The sequence below is a fragment of the Serratia sp. CoH_134_PS_4 genome (assembly GCF_058190535.1).
In genome coordinates this window covers 946,177-963,790 of record NZ_JBXWKI010000001.1, presented here as the reverse complement: position 1 = coordinate 963,790, position 17,614 = coordinate 946,177, and the positions used below count along the sequence as shown (strand labels likewise).

The following is a 17,614-nucleotide window of genomic DNA, read 5'->3' as shown; positions in this document are numbered from 1 at the left end:
TGGAGGGTGCCAGCCGCATTACCGAAATCCCCGTATTGACTCAGCACCGGACCCCGGCCATTAAGGCTATCCGTCAGTGACGCCCTCAGCTCACTGAAATGACGAATATGGAGATTTTGGCATGTCATCAAACAAGCAACAGGCTAGCGCTTCTGCTGAAGCTATAACGGTATTGGCCCTTCAGGGCGCGTATAAACCTGAAAGCGATTCACAGCTTAATGTGATCCATCCCTCAAAAAGTTTTGATAATGCCGGGCTGGAATTGATTCGTGGCGATCGCAGTTGGCACGACAAAGGGGTAACAGAAACGGCGGTTAACCTGAGCTATAGCTTCTGGGAGCAGGCACCGGGCAATATGTCGAGCATGGCGATCAGCGGGTTCAGCAGCTTTAATGCACAGCAGCGTGAACAGGCGAAACTTTCGCTGCAATCTTGGTCAGACGTTGCCAATATCACCTTTACAGAAACCAGCAATACCCAAAGCGCGAATATCAAATTTGGTCTTTTTGATGTCAGCTCTCGTGGTTCATATGCTTTCGCTTATAACCCGGACTCTTCTCCATCGGTGGCGGGGCAAACCTGGTATAACGCCAAAAGCAACGTGTTCGTCAATAATCTGATTCATGAAAATGAATATGGACGCCAGACATTTACCCATGAGATTGGCCATGCGCTGGGGCTGCAACATCCAGGCGATTACAACGCTGCGCCTGGCGTCAGCATCACTTACAGCAAAGATGCCACCTACTTTGAAGACAGCCGCGCCCACAGCGTCATGAGTTATTTCAGTGAAAGCAGCACCGGGCAGGACTTCAAGGGGGCATACTCCTCTGCTCCATTGTTAAATGACATCACGGCGATTCAGCATTTTTATGGCGCCAATATGACGACCCGTAGCGGTGATACGGTTTATGGCTTTAATTCCAATACCGATCGTGATTTCCTCACGGCCACCCATGCCCAGGACAAAATCGTGTTTACCGCGTGGGATGCCGGCGGCAATGACACTTTTGATTTCTCCGGTTTTAGCCAGAATCAGCGCATTAATCTTAACGAGAAATCGTTCTCCGATGTGGGGGGGCTGAAGGGGAACGTTTCAATCGCTGCCGGTGTTACGATCGAGAATGCGATTGGCGGTGCGGGAAATGACGTCTTGATTGGTAATGCCGCGAATAACCTACTGCAAGGCGGAGCGGGCAGCGACGTACTGTTTGGTGGCGAGGGCGCTGACCACCTGTACGGTGGCGCAGGTAAAGACACCTTTGTTTATTTTGGTGCGTCGGAATCGCGTGCGTCTGCACCGGACTGGATCCACGATTTTGTTCGTGGTGAAGACAAGATTGATCTGTCGCTGTTTAATACCGGCAGCAATAGCCTTGAATTTGTCAGCCAATTTAGCGGCAAGGCCGGGGAGGCTATGTTGACCTATGACCAACAGGCTCATGTCAGTGATGTGGCAATCAATATGGGCGGCGGGTTTGACGGCAGTGATTTTCTGGTGAAAGTGGTGGGGCAACCCTTGGAAATCAGTGATTTCGTGCTGGCGTGAGGCCTGATGGCAACAATAATTCGGTGTTTTGAGGAAAAACCCGACAATTCCTATTAAATCCGTCATGTTAGCCTGACATAGTAATGCCCAGAAGGCCGGGCTTGCATACCTCGGGCTTCTGCCGAATCGCCAACCATTCCGGTTGGCGATTCATTTTCCATCTTTCAGCATGTTGATCGCCGCGCCGATCAGGATACGGCGTTCGATATCGTTGCAGTCGTCCAGTTGTTGTGTCAGGTGTTTCGCCAGCGTTTCTACCGTTAAAACCTCACCGCGATGGCGCAACTGCATCACGCTGTCGCCGATCAAACGTGCTACTTCATCCCACACGGGTTTTATCTCCTGCTCCGAGAACATCATCGTTTACCTCGGCTGGGTGATTTTTGGTCAATGTAGCAGGTGAGCTTGGGGTTCGCCACCACCCCGATCGCACAATTCCAAAACCGGAAGTATAAAAAACAAACCATCAGTATTTCTTCTGGTTTTTTTATCCAATACTGACAGTGTTGAATATCTGGAGGATGAATGATGAAACTGATCGATCAATTGGCTGGCTACCATCGCCGGAGTCAGCGGGCAGAAGTGCGGCATTGGTTGAGTCGTCTGTGGTTACCACAAGGGGAGGCACGAATAGCCTATCTGCGCGAGCTGCTGGAGCCCGAAGCCCAACAACCCGCAAAACGGGATCACCCCTAGTGCGGTGTCCGCCAGTGTCCGGCCGGACTGGCGTTATTCGAGAATATCTTCGATCTCTTCAAGCATCTGGTGACCTAATTCGGTGGTAATCATCAATACACCGCAGATCAAAATAACCAGCGCCAGCAGCAGTAAGGCGATTTGGATGCCTTTGCCATTATGTTTTGCCATCAGGCTTGCTCCTTGCCGTTAGCCAAAGACGATTGCCGCCCAGCGCAATAACAGTAGGGCAAGACAGATCAGCAACAAAATCAAAAACATCTTCCAGTGTTTGGTGCGCATGCGTTTGGTTGCCAATGTGACCTCCTGTTGGTGTAATCAACTGAAATACCAGCCGCCGATAACAAAGATAACGATCACCACCACCGCCAGGACTTTGAGTAAGTCACTAAAGGTGTCATCTGAGTCTTTATCTGCATCTTTCATTTTACCGCCTGACCGTCGCCATGGAGTGGATCTCGCCCACAGTATGCCTGTTGTCCTGGCACAGGCACAGGCATTTACCGTAAACGGCTTGTAAAAAATGTGGGAATGAGTGACAGCGGGGTGAATTAGGCAGGTGCAGGCAGCGGGGAATACGTTGTACTATTCTGTCTGCACAATGATTCATTCAATAAGGTATGGCAATGGCGAGCGAAATTCCGAAAAAATATGAAAACACCGAACGTTGGGCGTTTGGCAATACTGAGCAGCAGGCCGATGACATCGTAAAGCTGATCCTCAACGGGACCAAGACGGCAACCTGCGGCAATCTTGACGGTGAAGGTATCCCGCTGGCCGGCGATGTGTTTGTGGTGGTTGATGGCAAGGGTAACCCGATTTGCGCGGTAGAACTGACATCAGTAGAAATGAAAACCTACGATCAGGTTGATGAAGCGCATGCTTATGCTGAAGGCGAAGGTGACCGTTCACTGGCCTACTGGCGTAAAGAGCTGCAGAGTTTCTTTGAAGAGTATGAACTGTTCTCACCTGATATGACGCTGGTGCTGATGAATTTCAAAGTGGCAGAGACGTTCTGATTTGACACGTCCTGTTCCCTACGTCTGCCAGTGGGCGACACCCGAACTTGCGGCCGACTTGATTGCGGGCCGAGTGACGTTGGCTGACGACGCCAACTGGGCGCTCAGTGGTGCGCATGACCGTGCGGAATACGTCGAATGGGCTAACCACGTCTGCGGTATGGCCTGTCTGAAAATGGTGTTGAGCCACCGTGATGGTGATGCGCCATCGCTAATGGAGCTGGCACGCCGCAGTTTGCCGTACGGCGCTTACGTACGTGAGGGGGAGCGTATTAAGGGGCTGATCTACGCGCCCTTTGTCGACTATGTGCGTGAGCAGTTTGCGCTGGCGGCAGAGGTTCGGGTTGGGCTTGAACCTGGGGAGTTGCTGCCGTTATTAGCGCGACACCGTTATTTTATGGCCTCGGTGCACCCTGGCATTCGCCAGCCTGAGCAGGTACCTCCTCAACGAGGGGGGCATCTGGTTTTGGTGACGGCGGTCGAGGCTGGCTGCGTGACCTTCCACAATCCTTCCGGTGACAGCCTGGCGACCCGCAAACAGGTTCGGTTACCGATGAACCACTTTGGCCGTTTTTTTGCCGGCCGCGGTATCGCTATCGCATAAAAAAACGCGCCGTGTTCTTAGCGGACACTGCGCGTTCTTCCGTTTACTGCCGTTCATTCTAATCGCATCACCCAGGCATCAGTCTGTCGATCGTAATGTTGTTTATACAGCAGCGATTGCTTGCCATTCAACATTGCCGGGATGCTGGTGTGTTCATCCCAACCGTCTAGCTGCATACACAGGTCGGGATCCGACTTGCAAGGGATTGCCAGCGTACTGGCTTGCTCTGACGAAGAAGACAAATGTGCATCGTCGACCTCAAAACTGCCTATTTTCACCACGGTTTTGCCCATTGGAACTCCTTGCCTGATCTGCTGGTATGAGGTGTGACCAGTTAGGGTCATCAGTATCAGCATAGACAAATGAGCAAAAAATGCCACATAAAAAATACAAGCTGGCAACATTCGTGTTCGGTGGCTACCGCATGGCGTTAATATGTCACCACAAAACTGACGTTGTCCTGATAGGTACCGACCGGCGCTTCGGTTTGTGCCGGGTTAATGGCTGCCTTGAAAGGGATGCTCTGCGCCAGGCCGGTCCCGGCGCCGCTTTGCGCGTTGGTGCTGCTCCATACGGTAGAGGTATTGGGCAGATAAATTTGGTACTGCAGAAAATTAGTGGTGCCATTAATCATCTGCCGCCAGCCGGTAACCGGGTTGTTGCCATTGGTGAAGTAGGTGGTGTAGCCCTGGCTCTTGGTGCAGGTAAGGGTGATGCTTTGGTTAATGGGATTAAATTGGCCCACCAGGGCCATACTGCCAAAATTGACGCTGTTGGCGGTATTGATCAGGCAACTCTTGGTGATGATTGCCGTCACGGTGACGGTACTGGGTTGATCGGTGCCATCCCACCAGACGCACAGTCCTAGCACCCCCAGGCCGCAGATATGGTAGTTCCATATCAGGTTAATGGTATCGGTATAGGTGCCGGCACTGACGTTCGCTCCTGCAGTGGTCTTGATATAAACCGGGAAGTTAACGTTAGAGGAGATCAGGATCAGCGACAGTAGATTCAGTGAACTGTAATCGATGGTTTGTCCGATGCTGTAGGGATATTGGTAATTCGCATCGGGGTAAATCAGGTAGGAAATTTTATCGCCGGAACCGTTGTTATTAAGTAGTGCCATGGTGTTTGTGGTTGAGGCGATTTTCACCGTTACGGTATTTTGTGACAACAGCGACAGGCCAAGGCCGGTGCAGTTAAGTCCTGCGGTACCCTGAGCATTGATCTGACCGTTGTACACGGCAAAGGAGCTGCTGGTGGGGAGCGTTACCGTACCGCTGGTGGTGCTACAGGCTGCCAGCCCTCTTTGACAGGTCATCAGCAACAACGCCGCCAGGATTATTATGAGTGGCCGAGACATATCTTTTTCTCCGTAATGGGTTATCGGCAGACGACGGGGCCGATGCGTTGCATACCTTGCGGTTTATCCAGGGTGAATTCTGCCTGGCATGGCGCACCGCCGTCAGCCGGAATGACGCTTAGGCGGTTGTGTTGTTCTACCGGGTCGATATAACTCATGCCGTCCCAGCCGACATAGCTTTGCTGATTCGTGCCGATGACGGCGACCTGGCTGCCATTGGCCAGATGTTTCCCTTGCGCATCGACCAGCTCAACGTCGGCAGCTGAAACACGTTTGACCGGGAAATTAACCAGGAAACCACTGTGGTCTCGTACGGCGACGGTTTTCTCTACCGTTGGGAGGGTAACGTCCGCAGGCAGATTTAAGGGGTCGATTTGGAATTTGGCATGGTAATACGAAGTGACGGTAGGCACTAATAGATAGCCATTGTTATTGGTTATACCAATCCGTTGGTTTTCGTAGCTCACCGGGATACCGGCGTAGCCATCCGTTGAAATCAGTGCAAAGGCGTCATTAATGGTATTGGTGGCATAGAAACTGCTGTTCATGGCGACCAGAGAACCGCTGACTTCGCCCCAACGCGTGTAGTTATTGCTGTTGCCATACAGGCCCGCGCGGGTTTCAAGCAGTGACGTACGCCAGGTGAGGTCGGCCTGTCGATAATCATTGCCACTGCCCTGGCTGTCGGCATAAGCCAGGTTCCATCCCAATCCACCATCCGTAGGTGCAGACCGACTGTAACCCACGCGTTCACTCCAGCGATTATTGGTGTCACGTGTGGTGCTCACGCTGGCGGTGCCCCAACTGTCGAATGGGATACTGAGCTGGAGTTGCGAGCTGTAGCCGCTGCTGCCTATCTCACGGTTTACCGAGGCATACAGACTCATATTACGCCACAGAGTCAGGCTGTAAGATAAGTTGACCAAGCGCGTGCGCGTGCCGATGGCATCGCGGACGTCGAAATAGCCGACACCAATGCTACCAAAGCGTTCGAGCCCAATGCTGCCGGTGAACTGATCGGTCCGGCGGCTCAGACGGTAGCTGCTCTTATAAGCAGAAAGATCGCCGTAGCCTTCACTGCGCAGAACCCGCTGGGCGTTAAGGCTGAACAGTGAGTTGCTGTAGGTGTACCCCAGACTGGTTTGATCCCCACGCGTACTGGTGTACTGATAAACGTCGGTAGGTTCGGCCGGTGTGAACGGTTGACCTGTGATGGGATCATAGTAAATCTGCACGGGCAGCGGCGTGCCGTTGAATGCGTCACTGCCCGCCTGGCTATGACTGTAAGAGGCGTTTACTACCCCCCATTGCCCAATTCGAATGTCTGCGCCGGTGCCAGCGACGGCCAGTTGTGCGGCACCTTCGGCACGGCCTTCCAGGGTTAACCAATCGGTGACGCCGTAACGCCCACTGCCGCTGGCAACCCATTGCCCGTAGTCACCCGAGCTGATGCCGTAGTTTTGCCGCAGGGCACCGGTCGATAGGCTGAAATCACTCATACCGGCCTGTAACAAATTACTGGCGACGTAAAAGGGCACGGTCGTACTCACCTGGCGACCGAGTGCATCGGTAGTCACTACCGTTGCCTGACCGGCACCATTAATGTAGGGAACGGTATTGAGCGTGAAAGGCCCGGGGTTCACATTCGTCGATGTATTTTTATAGCTGTTGATATACAGATCGACGCTGGTGGGCACCGCTGCTTGCCCAGAAAACTGCGGTAATGGGTAGGTTATTACGTCCGGACGTGTGGCGAAGTCACGCGCCAGTTGCAGCCCCCCAATTCTGACTGCTGTTGTCCAGGGTAACGAGCCGGTGGTGACATCGCCTGCGGTGTAACTCAGCATGCTGTCTTCGTCACTGTAGCGCCATGAGCTGTCGTAACGGACGTAGCGACTGTTTTGTTCGCTTGTGCTGTCGTTGTTGAAACTGCCACGGTAAATACCGGTATTGGCGATCACACCAAATCCGTCGAATAAGCGCTGTTCGCTCCAGAGCGAGAAATACCCGGGGTTACCACTGCCGCTCTGGCTGGCATAGGCATCATAATTAAAGAGAAAACCAAGGCTGCTTTGTGCTTTCAGACGCTGTTCCGGATCGGTGGCGCTAATGTTTTGATTCGGCAGCCAGTCATTGGGCACGTTAATCATCAGCTGTTGGGTTTCGCCACTGTAGGTGACATCCACTTTATTGAGCTGATCGACGGCAATTTCTTTCGCCTGTTTATCTGCCACGGGCAGGCCGGCGTCGATAAGCTGTTGCGGGGTGAGGTAGTAGTGACCGCCGCGGTAGCTAATGGGGAGCACATTGCCGGTTGGCCTGCCATTGACCACCGGCTCCAGGTAGAGGGTAGTATCGGGCATGGTGATCGCACCGGGCGGCGGTGGCAGATCGTCCGCCCGCACGTCTGCTAGCCACAGGTCTACCACCATACAGAGTACGGCAAGGGCTAACGGTTTTAGTCTCAATCCGTTGCCAATAGGGAGGCGTATCCGATTCACCAGCACCGAAGGCTCAATAGGCCGGAATCGTTATTGGCTGTTTATTATCGTTGACCGTCGCCTGTAGCTTACCGCCGGCAAAACTGGCTGACGGCGGTAAGGCAAAGCGTACCTGCGAACCCGGCAGGACGTAGCCCAGTAATCCGGCCGCGAGAGGCTTGCCCTGCATGCTGACTTGTGAAAGCCGGGCATGCACTACACCGGTATTACGCACGTCAAGCCAGCGTTGGCTGTTTTGCTGTGATAACCGGTAACTGAGCTGCGGTTGGCTGGCCGTTGCGTAGTCACGCGGATGCTCGTAATCCTGCTTGGTCCAGATCCCTTTGCCGCTGACAAACAGCGGGACGGAATAACGCATTTGGAATTTTAATCCCATTTGAGCCCCTTTTTCTGGGGCAGCACCGTCCTGATCCTTAATCGGCACTTCATCGACCAGAATACGGTATGCCTGCTCTTTACCGTCAGGGGTCGGCGTTTGTCTAATTAAACGGATCAGCTGACGTTTGCCGGGGGCGATAGTGGCAACCGGCGGGCTGGCGACCACGTTACTTTGGTTGTGGTAGTCATCTTTACCGTTAACCTGTTGCCACCCGAGAACGCGAACTTGCATATAAACGGTTTTGCTGTCGCGGTTCTCCAGCCACAGTGCGGTGGCTGGCTGATTGGCTTCAATGGCTGGATCAATCGGCCAGATAAGGATGGACGCGGCGGCAAAAGCGTATGGCTGGCTTGCGAGCAAGAGGGCTGTCATCAAAGACAGTCTAAGGGCGGTTCGCATAGTGTGATCCTTGTTAAAGCTTAATAAGTCACTGTTAATAAGACCGTATCACTATAGGTGCCACTGGTGGGCAGGATACTGGTCGACATTAAACGGGCATAAATTTTGATTTCTTGCGTGCTGCCGGTGCTGGACACGGTTTGTGCGTTGCCACCGTTGGTGCCATCTCCCCAAAGGGTTGAGTAGTTACTGTCCTGGTACAGTTGGTACACCAGCGTTTCCAACGTGGTTGCGTTTTGTAATTTCCTGCCGCCGGAAATGGATCCGGTCACATTACTGCCTACATTAAGCGCCAATGTGACGCTCACATTTGGATTGCAGCGAATCAGTACCGAGCCAGCGCCAGCGCTGGATACGATGCTGATATTGCTGCTGAGTGAGGAGACCTGTCCGAAGCTGAGGGTGCCGAATGTCGTAACATCAGTGACACCGCTCCCCAATACGCAGCCTTTGATAATGGAAGCATTCACCGTAAAGGCCTGGCTAACGGTATCGGCAGAAGCCCCGCAGGCGCTTATCAGGCCAGCTAACAGCAAACAGGTCTTCGCGCTTTTCATTACCAATTTATCGTTACCTGCACCGTATCGGAATAGTTACCGGTAGCGGGGGTTGTTTGTGCGGGAACCAAGCCATACACCGGTAGCCAGGTCGTTTGTCCGGTGGCTGTCATCGACACGCCGGTCACGTTGTCCCAGACCAGGGTATGAGCGGCGTTGGTATAGAGGTTATAACTGACTTTTGCGCCAGCAGTGCTCTGCATATACCGCGCCGCCGTATTCCCACTCTGCCCGCCGCTCAGCAACACGGTGTAGCTGGTTCCATTGTTGCAATTTACCTGTAAGGCCCCGGAATTCTGCTGTCCGGTAACCGGCACAGCGGTATTGAGGAAATACACTGTACCAAAGTTAAGCGTACCGAAAGTGGTGCTGCCGCCGCTGGTGGTACCCGCCACACAGGATTTAACCAGTGTGGCGTTGACCGAGACAGTGGCAGTCTTGACATCAGCACGGCCGTTTACAGCCACCAGCAATAACAGACAGGCGCTGACCAGACGCAGCATGCTTACCAGGTTACCGTCATGGTCACCGTATCGGCATAGGCTCCAGCAGCCGGGGTGGTACCTGAAGATGGCACCAGACCATAGACGGTTAATGGGACGACCGCACCTGTACCGGTACCGGCAAGAACGCCAGTGGTGTTGTTCCACGTGAGCGTATGAGCGGCATCTTGATAAAGGTTATAGCTGATGTAAGCAGGAACACTGCTGGCCATCCGACGTTGACCACTGGAGGCGTTTAACCCGTTATCCAACGCAACGGTATACGCGGTACCGTCGGTGCAGTTCAGCCCGATCGAACTGCCCGCGCCAGCGGTGCCGGTTGAGCTGGCGGTGATGATGTTGGCCAATGAGGAGTAGGTGCCGAAACTGATAGAACCAAAGTTGTTGACGGTTCCGGTTGAGGTACCACCGGTAACGACACAGCCGTTACCTATGGTTAACGATACGCCGAGCGTACCTTGAATTGTGCCTGCGTTAGCTGCGCCATTTGCGCACAGCAGGGTGGCTACCGAGGTCAATGCCATCAGAATCTTTTTCATATTAGTTTCCTTGCTGTGTAAGGGAGAACCCCACAAAATCGCCACCCGAAAACGGGTTGAACGCATTAATTTATTTACAGCTTAATTAATAGAATAAGAACTCGAAATTGTCTTGGGGAAAGGCCGAAAATTTTCTTTGTTTTTGAAAGATGTCGCTATCTTCCAGCATCTCAGGGGGATAATGATTAGTTATGGAAATGATTAGAATAATAATACTTACGTATAGGAATATTATTAGGAGGATTAACCGGCCGGGGATTGACCGGCCAGTTAGGGCAAACATGGGATTATTGTTGGTGGAAATCCAGCACGCCGTCACGGACCAGTTCGCGCGGCAGGTTGTTTTTGATCCGGCTGCCAATGCGCTTGGCGATGCCTAACGGTTGTTGTTGATAGGTGACAATGCATTCGTCGGTCTGCGGCGGCAGTTCCGGGTACAAATCGCGGCCGTGGAACCACTCTTGCGCCAGCGCGGCATTAAGTTCAAAACGCTGTTTGCTATCGCCCATCGCCAAGGCGATAACAGCTTCGTGTTGCCAGCGGTAACCCTTGGTGAAACGCTCGGCCAGTTTCAGCCCGATGCGCGAGAATCGTACTTTATTGACCAGTGCTTCCAGTTCGGCGGGGAACAGCCAAATCTCCTTATCGCGTGCCCACAGGCGACTGCTTTCATCCCAGGACAGGCCGGAGGCAGCGGCGGCCTGGGCAATGTCAGCCGAGTCCTTGCCGGAAAGCGGGGTAAACGGAAACTTACCCAGTTTATAGTTTGGTTTTGCCAGTGGGGCAACGGAGTGGTGCTTACGCAAACGTGCCACGAAGAAGCCTTCGCTGTCGTAGATTTGCGGGAATACGTGCAGGAAACCTTCGGCAGTTAACGCCTGTTTAGCGCCGGGGAACAGTTCACCCAGCGGTTCAATGCTGACTGCATCGCCGTAGGCTGCCAACAACCCGTTGACGATTTGCTGGTTCTCTTGCGCGTTGAGTGTGCAGGTGGAATAGACCATCACCCCTCCGGGGGCCAGGGCATGGAAGGCACTGTCGATCAATTCGCGCTGAGTGTCCGCTATGGCGGCAACGCTTTCCAGCGACCAGTTGCTCATGGCGTCTGGATCTTTGCGCACCACACCTTCACCGGAGCAAGGCGCATCCAGCAAAATGGCGTCAAAGCTTTCCGGTAACGCAGCACCGAAGACCCGACCGTCAAAGTGAGTTAACGCCACGTTTTTTACGCCACAGCGGCTGATATTGGCGTGCAGCACTTTTACCCGACTGGCGGAGTATTCGTTAGCCACGATACCGCCCTGGTTATTCATCAAGGCAGCAATTTGGGTGGTTTTTGATCCCGGTGCAGCAGCGACGTCCAGGACCCGTCGTGGCGTTTCCGTGTCAGCGAACAGTGCGCTGACAGGTAGCATCGAGCTGGCTTCCTGAATGTAAAACAGGCCACTCAGATGTTCCGCCGCGCTGCCCAAACGCAATTCTTCATCTTTTCGTTCTATCCAAAAGCCTTCAGCACACCAAGGGATAGGCTCCAATTGCCAGTCATAGTCCTGCACCAATACCAGAAAGTCAGCAACGCTGATCTTCAGGGTATTGACCCGCAGGCTACGGCGTAATGGGCGTTGGCAGGCGGCAATGAAATCGTCCATCGACAGGTCGGCGGGCATGATGGCGCGCGTCGCGTCGAGAAACGCGGGCGGCAAAAAAACGGAGGCAGGTTTGGCCACGGGTGAGCTCTCTGGCAGCAGTCAAAATAAGGGCGGGAGTTTATCACAAACCTGAGAGCAGTAGGGGCCCAGCATTGCTGAGCCCCTGACGATGTTACGAAATTACTCTTTAGGGATTGCGGTGCCCCAAGCTTTCCAATCCTTCGGCTCTTCAGCATTCAGCATAAAGTGCTTGTTCGGCGTCGACTTCGGTGCCAGAGGAATGCTTGGCGGTGTGGCAAATGCAATGCCGCCGCGAATGAACTGTTGGAATGTCCCACTCTTGATGACGCCACCGGTCAGACCGAACTGCAGGTTATAGCCGGAGGCCAGCCAGAATACGCTGTTGTTACGCACCAGATACTGGTATTTCTTGCTGATGCGCAACGCGACGTGAACGCGATCGGACATGGTGCCCAGATAGAAACCGGTAACAGTTCCGACCTCCACGCCGCGGAACAATACCGGCGTGCCGATTTGCAGCGACCCGGTTTCTGCTGCGTCGAGGATAACGCTCAGGCCGTCCAGGTAACGTGAGTCGGTAATACTGGCTTCCTGCAGTTCAAAGCTGCGCAATTCGCGCCCACGACCCGGTTCAACGTTAATGTAGGGCTGTAGCAAGGTGTCGAGATTGCTCACCCCGGCTGCGGAAATTTCCGGTGATACGATGGAGAAACGGCTGCCCAGGCGTGCGAAGGTTTGCACGTATTCCGGGTACAACACCGCTTTGGCGAGCACTTCATTGCGTTCAGGTGCCAATTTCAATGAGTCCACCTGGCCGATATCAATACCGAGATAACGCAGCGGCATACCGGGTGACAGCTTACTGGCGTCATAGGTTTTCAGGATAATCTGGCTGCCTACCGCACGGGCGGCAGTTTCTGTGGCGTACAGCACGCGTTTGGCGCCTTTGTCCAGCGTCACGCCTTGCAGGTTGTCGAAACTGATGGCCCCTTTCAGCGCGCGGTTGAGTGGCGATGCCTGAACCGTCAGGCCGCTACCGTTCAATTGCACTTTGGCGCCACCTTCGGCCCAGAAAATACTTTCGTTAGTCAGTAGTTTACGATATTCCGGGCTGATATAAACATCGACCTCAAATTCGTTGGCTTTGGGCCGCACGTTAACGATTTCGCCTACCTGGAATTTACGGTACAACACGACCGATCCTGCCTGTACGTCTGGCAGACTGACCGCCGTCAGTGTCAGGGTAGGGGTCGGACTATTGCCGATGATGCCGGCCTCTGCCTTTTCGCTATTGCCATATAACGGATACTGGCTGACAGCGTCACCCTTGCTGCCGGGAATGATACGCACACCGCCGTCCAGCCATTCCTGGGCACTGGCACCAAGAACCTCCATACCATCCAGCCCCAGCTTGACGTCAACGCGGCTATTGACCACGAACTTACTGTCTTTATGCAACAGGCTGCGATATTGCGCTTCAATGGCGGCGGTAAACACCACGCCGTTGGCGGTCAGGGCGCGGCTCATGATCTGGCCAACCTTGACGCCATGCACAACCAGCGGTTGGCCAACGTCGATGCCGTAACTTTGCGGTGCGTTGAGCGTCACAGTCAGGACGCCAGGCTGTTGCAGCAACGTTTCGCTGCTATCGAGAACGTTGAAATGTTGTTGTGGTTCGCCTTCACCTGGCACCAGCTCCAGCGTGTTGCCCGTCAGCAGTTGGCTGAGTTTGGCGTCGTTGAGGCTCAACCGTGGGCTGCGCATGACGATCCGCGTGCCGCTACGCATCAAATCCACGACCGCGGGATCGATAGTCAGTTCACCGGTGACCTTGCTGTCCTGTTGCAAGGTTAACTTGGTCAGGGTGCCCACCTGTAACCCTTGGTAAATCAGAGGGGTACGGTTTTCGGCCAAATTGTTACCGCTCGGCAGATCCAGCGTGATGTTGACGCCGCGCTGGCTGTGCGCCAAATCGGGATACAGGGTATAGCTTTGATCGGCTTTGGCCTGCGGGGCATCGAGCGGTGAATCAAAAGCAATGGCGCCATTGACCAGGGCTGTCAGGCTTTCCATCTGCACTGACGCGCCTGCCAGGCTAAAATCGCCTTTGAAGCCCGAGACGTTCCAAAAACGGCTGTTGCCTTTGACCAGATTGGCAAAGCGGCGATCGATCAGCACGTCGATAGTGACACCTTTATTGCCCTCGGAGATGGTGTAGTCATATACCTTGCCGACGGGGATTTTACGGTAGTACACCAGCGAACCGGTATTCAACGAACCGAGATCGTCTGCGTGCAGGTGTATCATCAGTTCGCCGGTGTTCAGCCGGTACTTGGGCTGGGTATCGAGCGCGGTAAAGTGGGTTTGCGGCTGCCCGCTGCCTGGCATCATGCCGATGTAGTTGCCGCCGACCAATGCATCCAAGCCAGATACCCCCGCCAGCGAGGCTTTCGGTGTCACCAGCCAAAACTGAGTGCCGTCGCGCAGTGAGTCTTCGAGGTCACTTTTGATACTGGCTTCGACCACGATACTGCGCAGATCCTTGCTCAGGCTGATGCTTTGTACGGTACCGACTTCCACCCCTTGGTAACGCACAGGGGTACGCCCGGCGATAATGCCTGCGGCAGACTGGAAGTCTATGGTTACCGTGGTGCCACGTTCCTGGACGTTGTTATAAACCAACCACCCCGCGATCAGCAGGGCAATAAACGGCAGTAACCAGAATGGCGAAATACGGCGCTTGTTTTTGACCCGCGCCTCAGTCGGTGTATTCGGCGTTTCCTGTTGCATGTGCATCCCAAATCAATCGGCTATCCAGCCACTCTACGGCAAGAATAGTTAAAATAACCGCAGACCCAAAGTAAAAGGCAGCCGGTCCCATAGTAAAAGATAACAATTGGTCGCGATTCACCAGCGACATCATTAACGCAATAACAAACAGATCGAGCATCGACCAGCGCCCGATCCAGGTCACCAGACGCAATAGGCGGATACGTGTTTTCAAACTGTGCGAGGTCTTGAAATGAATGCTGAACAGCAAGGTAATCAGCACAATGACCTTGGTAAAGGGCACCAGGACGCTGGCAATGAAAACGATAGCGGCAATAGGCGCATTGCCGGAGGTTGCCAGCGAGACGACACCAGAGAAGATGGTATCTTCCAAGCGCGCACCGTTGGCGTAAATAATGGATATAGGCATCAGGTTGGCCGGGATCAGCAGAATCATTGCTGCAATCAGAGCGGCCCAGGTTTTTTGCAGACTATAAGGCTGACGATGGCACATCGGAATATGGCAGCGTGTGCAGCGGCCGCGTTCGTCAGGATAGCCGGTAAAATGGCACGACAAACAGACATGCAGCGCCGCCGGCGGACCTTCCGGCTGTTCCTGCGGGTAATAACGCTCCCACAATTGCTCCAAATTGACATGGATCAGCGTCAGGATACTGAGCAGAGTGAGCGACAGGTATGCAATCAGCGCGCTGCCGGCCTGAATGTCGGCGTACTCTTTGACCTTGATTGTCGCAACGGCCATGCCGATTAGGTAAATATCGAGCATGACCCACTCTTTCAATCGGTCCAGCATCAGCAGCACCGGCCGTAGATTCATGCCCAGCGCATGGCCAAACCGCAGGTAAAGCAGTGACAGTGCCAGGGTCAACGGGGCGCCAATGGTACAAAATGCCACCATACTGGCGGTGATGGGATCGCCCTGACGGCTCATCTGCCAGATACCTTCCAGTAGGCTGGCGTCAATACGCACCCCCAGCAAACGGATGCTGATCAGTGGTTCACTGAAGGCGAAGGGCATTAACAGCAACATCGTGACTGCCATGGCGGTGAGCCGGGTCATTGACCAGTCGCGTCCACTCACTACTTTTGCATCGCAACGCGGGCAGTAAGCGGCCTGGTTACCGCTGAGTGGCGGCAACACGAAGAGCAGGTCGCATTCGCAACAACGTTGGTGGCGAGCTTTGGAAAGTGGTGTGGTGATCGCGTGTATTTTCATCATGACAAAAGCTGCCCTAGAGCCCGCCGGATTTCATAGCGTAGCTGAAAAATAAACCTGGTCTAACCTGCTGATGATAAAGCTCAGGGCGGCAACGCAGGGAAAACAGGGTTTCTGCGAGGCAAACATACCTTGCCCGACAGGGGTTGTGAAGCAACAGTTCAACAACCCCGTGGCGATTGGCATTTAATGCCTATGGCGCGCAGGTTGGACAATGGCTTTACAAGCACCGGCAGAGAATATCCAATGCATTGATATAAAAAGAATAAAGCTTATTTCATTCACTAAGGTGACTGCCGGGCTAACTTGTTGTTTCAAAACGTCTCATGATTGCTTTGGACAACCCGATGTAATAGCAATTATGCTGAGGGTCAGCTGGCAGAAAAATGGCAAGACAGCAAAACTACCTGCATGATATACAATAGAAAATCAAATAACTTGTCGCTCATGCGCATTATGACTGACCCCCTGTGTTTCTTTTAATATTAGACACAGGAATAGAAAACCATGGTTAACAGATGACAAAAGAAGAGTTCTACACAGATTTAAAACGTGATTTGGGTGCGCTGCTCGACGGGGAAACCAACTTCATCGCTGCGTTGTCCAACGCCAGTGCGTTGATCAATGAGCGTCTTGACGACGTCAATTGGGCGGGTTTTTACCTGATCGACGGCAACCAACTGGTGCTCGGTCCGTTCCAGGGAAAAATCGCCTGTGTGCGTATTCCTGTGGGTAAGGGTGTGTGCGGTACCGCGGTGGCGGAAAACCGCGTTCAGCGGGTTGGCGATGTCCATGCGTTCCCAGGCCATATCGCCTGCGATGCGGCCAGTAATGCAGAAATTGTGCTGCCGCTGAACGTAGGCGGTCATATTATCGGCGTTCTTGATATTGACAGCACAGTTTATCAACGTTTCGACGAACAGGACGAAAGGGGCCTGGAAGCAGTGGTGACGGGGCTTTGCGCGCAGCTGGAACAGTGTGATAGTGCGAAATATGTCACTGTGACAGCAAGTTGATCTACGGTTAACGTGGCATTTACCGATGGCGTCATTATAATGACGCCTGTTCATGCCTGCGCTGGTTGGCAAACCCGTTGTAATCAGGAAATTTCATGGAAAATCAACCTAAGTTGAACTCTAGTAAAGAAGTCATTGCTTTTCTTGCCGAGCGTTTTCCGCTCTGCTTTAGCGCCGAGGGCGAAGCTCGCCCGTTGAAAATCGGTATTTTTCAGGATCTGGTCGAGCGTGTTCAAGGGGAAGAAAACCTGAGCAAAACGCAATTGCGTTCTGCTCTGCGCCTGTACACCTCAAGCTGGCGTTATCTGTACGGTGTCAAAGTTGGCGCACAGCGCGTCGATTTGGACGGCAATCCGTGCGGTGAGCTGGAACAGCAGCATGTCGATCATGCCCGTCAACAGCTTGAAGAAGCGAAAGCGCGCGTTCAGGCACAGCGTGCCGAACAAAACGCGAAAAAACGTGAAGCTGCCGGTGAATCAGCCGACGCGGAACCACGCCGTCCGCGCCCTGCAGGTAAAAAACCTGCCGTGCGTCGCGAAGGTGGAGCCGCACAGGAGAACCGCAAACCGCGCCCACAAACTCGCCCACAGCCAGCTCGCCAACCTCGTCCAGTAAAAGAGGAAAGCCAGCCGCGTCATGTGCCAGTCACGGATATCTCTAAACTGCAAATTGGCCAAGAAATCAAAGTCAGAGCAGGCAAGAGCGCGATGGATGCTACCGTACTCGAAATCGCTAAAGATGGCGTACGTGTGCAGCTCTCTTCCGGTCTGGCGATGATTGTGCGCGCAGAACACTTGCAGTTCTGATACGGAG

General features: G+C 53.6%; 20 protein-coding genes. 7 read left to right on the top strand and 13 right to left on the bottom strand.

Annotated features, from left to right (window positions below; all coding sequences use genetic code 11):
* The first annotated feature begins 121 nt into the window (after positions 1-121).
* On the top strand, positions 122-1,549 hold the full coding sequence (locus AC2FCQ_RS04460) for a serralysin family metalloprotease (protein ID WP_490307636.1): 1,428 nt from the start codon (positions 122-124) through the stop codon (positions 1,547-1,549).
* Positions 1,550-1,699: 150 nt separating this feature from the next.
* Here AC2FCQ_RS04460 and AC2FCQ_RS04455 read toward each other — a convergent pair whose 3' ends face one another.
* Positions 1,700-1,909, bottom strand: a complete 210-nt coding sequence (locus AC2FCQ_RS04455; RefSeq protein WP_209632969.1) for a hypothetical protein — start codon at positions 1,907-1,909, stop codon at positions 1,700-1,702.
* 165 nt (positions 1,910-2,074) lie between these two features.
* Here AC2FCQ_RS04455 and AC2FCQ_RS04450 point away from each other — a divergent pair, with 165 nt between their 5' ends.
* Positions 2,075-2,245, top strand: coding sequence for a hypothetical protein (locus AC2FCQ_RS04450; protein ID WP_490307744.1), 171 nt, complete (start codon positions 2,075-2,077; stop codon positions 2,243-2,245).
* Positions 2,246-2,278: 33 nt separating this feature from the next.
* Here AC2FCQ_RS04450 and AC2FCQ_RS04445 read toward each other — a convergent pair whose 3' ends face one another.
* A complete protein-coding gene (locus tag AC2FCQ_RS04445) occupies positions 2,279-2,416 on the bottom strand; it encodes a hypothetical protein (RefSeq protein WP_490307635.1) in 138 nt (45 codons plus the stop codon).
* A gap of 18 nt (positions 2,417-2,434) precedes the next feature.
* The gene (gene yniD / locus AC2FCQ_RS04440) at positions 2,435-2,542 is read right to left on the bottom strand and encodes a small membrane protein YniD (RefSeq protein ID WP_012144841.1); all 108 of its coding nucleotides are present in this window, start codon (positions 2,540-2,542) and stop codon (positions 2,435-2,437) included.
* A gap of 329 nt (positions 2,543-2,871) precedes the next feature.
* On the opposite strand from yniD, the gene AC2FCQ_RS04435 reads away from it, so the two are divergent.
* A complete protein-coding gene (locus AC2FCQ_RS04435; protein ID WP_490307634.1) occupies positions 2,872-3,264 on the top strand; it encodes an ASCH domain-containing protein in 393 nt (130 codons plus the stop codon).
* A gap of 1 nt (position 3,265) precedes the next feature.
* Positions 3,266-3,868, top strand: a complete 603-nt coding sequence (locus AC2FCQ_RS04430) for a hypothetical protein (RefSeq protein ID WP_490307633.1) — start codon at positions 3,266-3,268, stop codon at positions 3,866-3,868.
* 53 nt (positions 3,869-3,921) lie between these two features.
* On the opposite strand, the gene AC2FCQ_RS04425 is transcribed toward AC2FCQ_RS04430, so the two are convergent.
* From AC2FCQ_RS04425 to yebS, 10 genes are all read right to left on the bottom strand, one after another.
* Complete coding sequence (locus AC2FCQ_RS04425) at positions 3,922-4,161, bottom strand: YebV family protein (protein WP_037422480.1); 240 nt, start codon at positions 4,159-4,161, stop codon at positions 3,922-3,924.
* Positions 4,162-4,298: 137 nt separating this feature from the next.
* Positions 4,299-5,231, bottom strand: a complete 933-nt coding sequence (locus AC2FCQ_RS04420) for a Csu type fimbrial protein (protein ID WP_209632972.1) — start codon at positions 5,229-5,231, stop codon at positions 4,299-4,301.
* Between the two features lie 20 nt (positions 5,232-5,251).
* Positions 5,252-7,663 carry a fimbria/pilus outer membrane usher protein gene (locus AC2FCQ_RS04415; RefSeq protein WP_490307740.1) on the bottom strand — a complete coding sequence of 804 codons (2,412 nt, stop codon included), beginning with the start codon at positions 7,661-7,663 and terminating at the stop codon, positions 5,252-5,254.
* Positions 7,664-7,745: 82 nt separating this feature from the next.
* Complete coding sequence (locus AC2FCQ_RS04410) at positions 7,746-8,510, bottom strand: fimbrial biogenesis chaperone (RefSeq protein ID WP_490307632.1); 765 nt, start codon at positions 8,508-8,510, stop codon at positions 7,746-7,748.
* 20 nt (positions 8,511-8,530) lie between these two features.
* Positions 8,531-9,067, bottom strand: a complete 537-nt coding sequence (locus tag AC2FCQ_RS04405; RefSeq protein ID WP_209632974.1) for a Csu type fimbrial protein — start codon at positions 9,065-9,067, stop codon at positions 8,531-8,533.
* Positions 9,067-9,570, bottom strand: coding sequence for a Csu type fimbrial protein (locus AC2FCQ_RS04400; RefSeq protein ID WP_490307631.1), 504 nt, complete (start codon positions 9,568-9,570; stop codon positions 9,067-9,069). Before AC2FCQ_RS04400 ends, AC2FCQ_RS04405 begins: the two co-directional genes overlap by 1 nt.
* Positions 9,571-9,572: 2 nt before the next feature.
* Positions 9,573-10,109, bottom strand: a complete 537-nt coding sequence (locus tag AC2FCQ_RS04395) for a Csu type fimbrial protein (protein WP_209632976.1) — start codon at positions 10,107-10,109, stop codon at positions 9,573-9,575.
* Positions 10,110-10,396: 287 nt separating this feature from the next.
* On the bottom strand, positions 10,397-11,836 hold the full coding sequence (rsmF, locus tag AC2FCQ_RS04390; protein WP_490307630.1) for a 16S rRNA (cytosine(1407)-C(5))-methyltransferase RsmF: 1,440 nt from the start codon (positions 11,834-11,836) through the stop codon (positions 10,397-10,399).
* 102 nt (positions 11,837-11,938) lie between these two features.
* Positions 11,939-14,569, bottom strand: a complete 2,631-nt coding sequence (locus AC2FCQ_RS04385; protein ID WP_404759735.1) for a PqiB family protein — start codon at positions 14,567-14,569, stop codon at positions 11,939-11,941.
* On the bottom strand, positions 14,538-15,785 hold the full coding sequence (gene yebS, locus AC2FCQ_RS04380) for a membrane integrity lipid transport subunit YebS (RefSeq protein ID WP_209634183.1): 1,248 nt from the start codon (positions 15,783-15,785) through the stop codon (positions 14,538-14,540). Before yebS ends, AC2FCQ_RS04385 begins: the two co-directional genes overlap by 32 nt.
* A 214-nt stretch (positions 15,786-15,999) precedes the next feature.
* Here yebS and AC2FCQ_RS04375 point away from each other — a divergent pair, with 214 nt between their 5' ends.
* The 3 genes from AC2FCQ_RS04375 (at position 16,000) to proQ (ending at position 17,607) form a co-directional block, all read left to right on the top strand.
* The gene (locus tag AC2FCQ_RS04375) at positions 16,000-16,200 is read left to right on the top strand and encodes a hypothetical protein (RefSeq protein WP_490307629.1); all 201 of its coding nucleotides are present in this window, start codon (positions 16,000-16,002) and stop codon (positions 16,198-16,200) included.
* Between the two features lie 103 nt (positions 16,201-16,303).
* Entirely contained in the window at positions 16,304-16,801 is a 498-nt protein-coding gene (locus AC2FCQ_RS04370) for a GAF domain-containing protein (RefSeq protein WP_490307628.1), read from the top strand.
* Between the two features lie 95 nt (positions 16,802-16,896).
* Positions 16,897-17,607 carry an RNA chaperone ProQ gene (proQ, locus tag AC2FCQ_RS04365; protein ID WP_209632981.1) on the top strand — a complete coding sequence of 237 codons (711 nt, stop codon included), beginning with the start codon at positions 16,897-16,899 and terminating at the stop codon, positions 17,605-17,607.
* Positions 17,608-17,614: the final 7 nt, after the last annotated feature.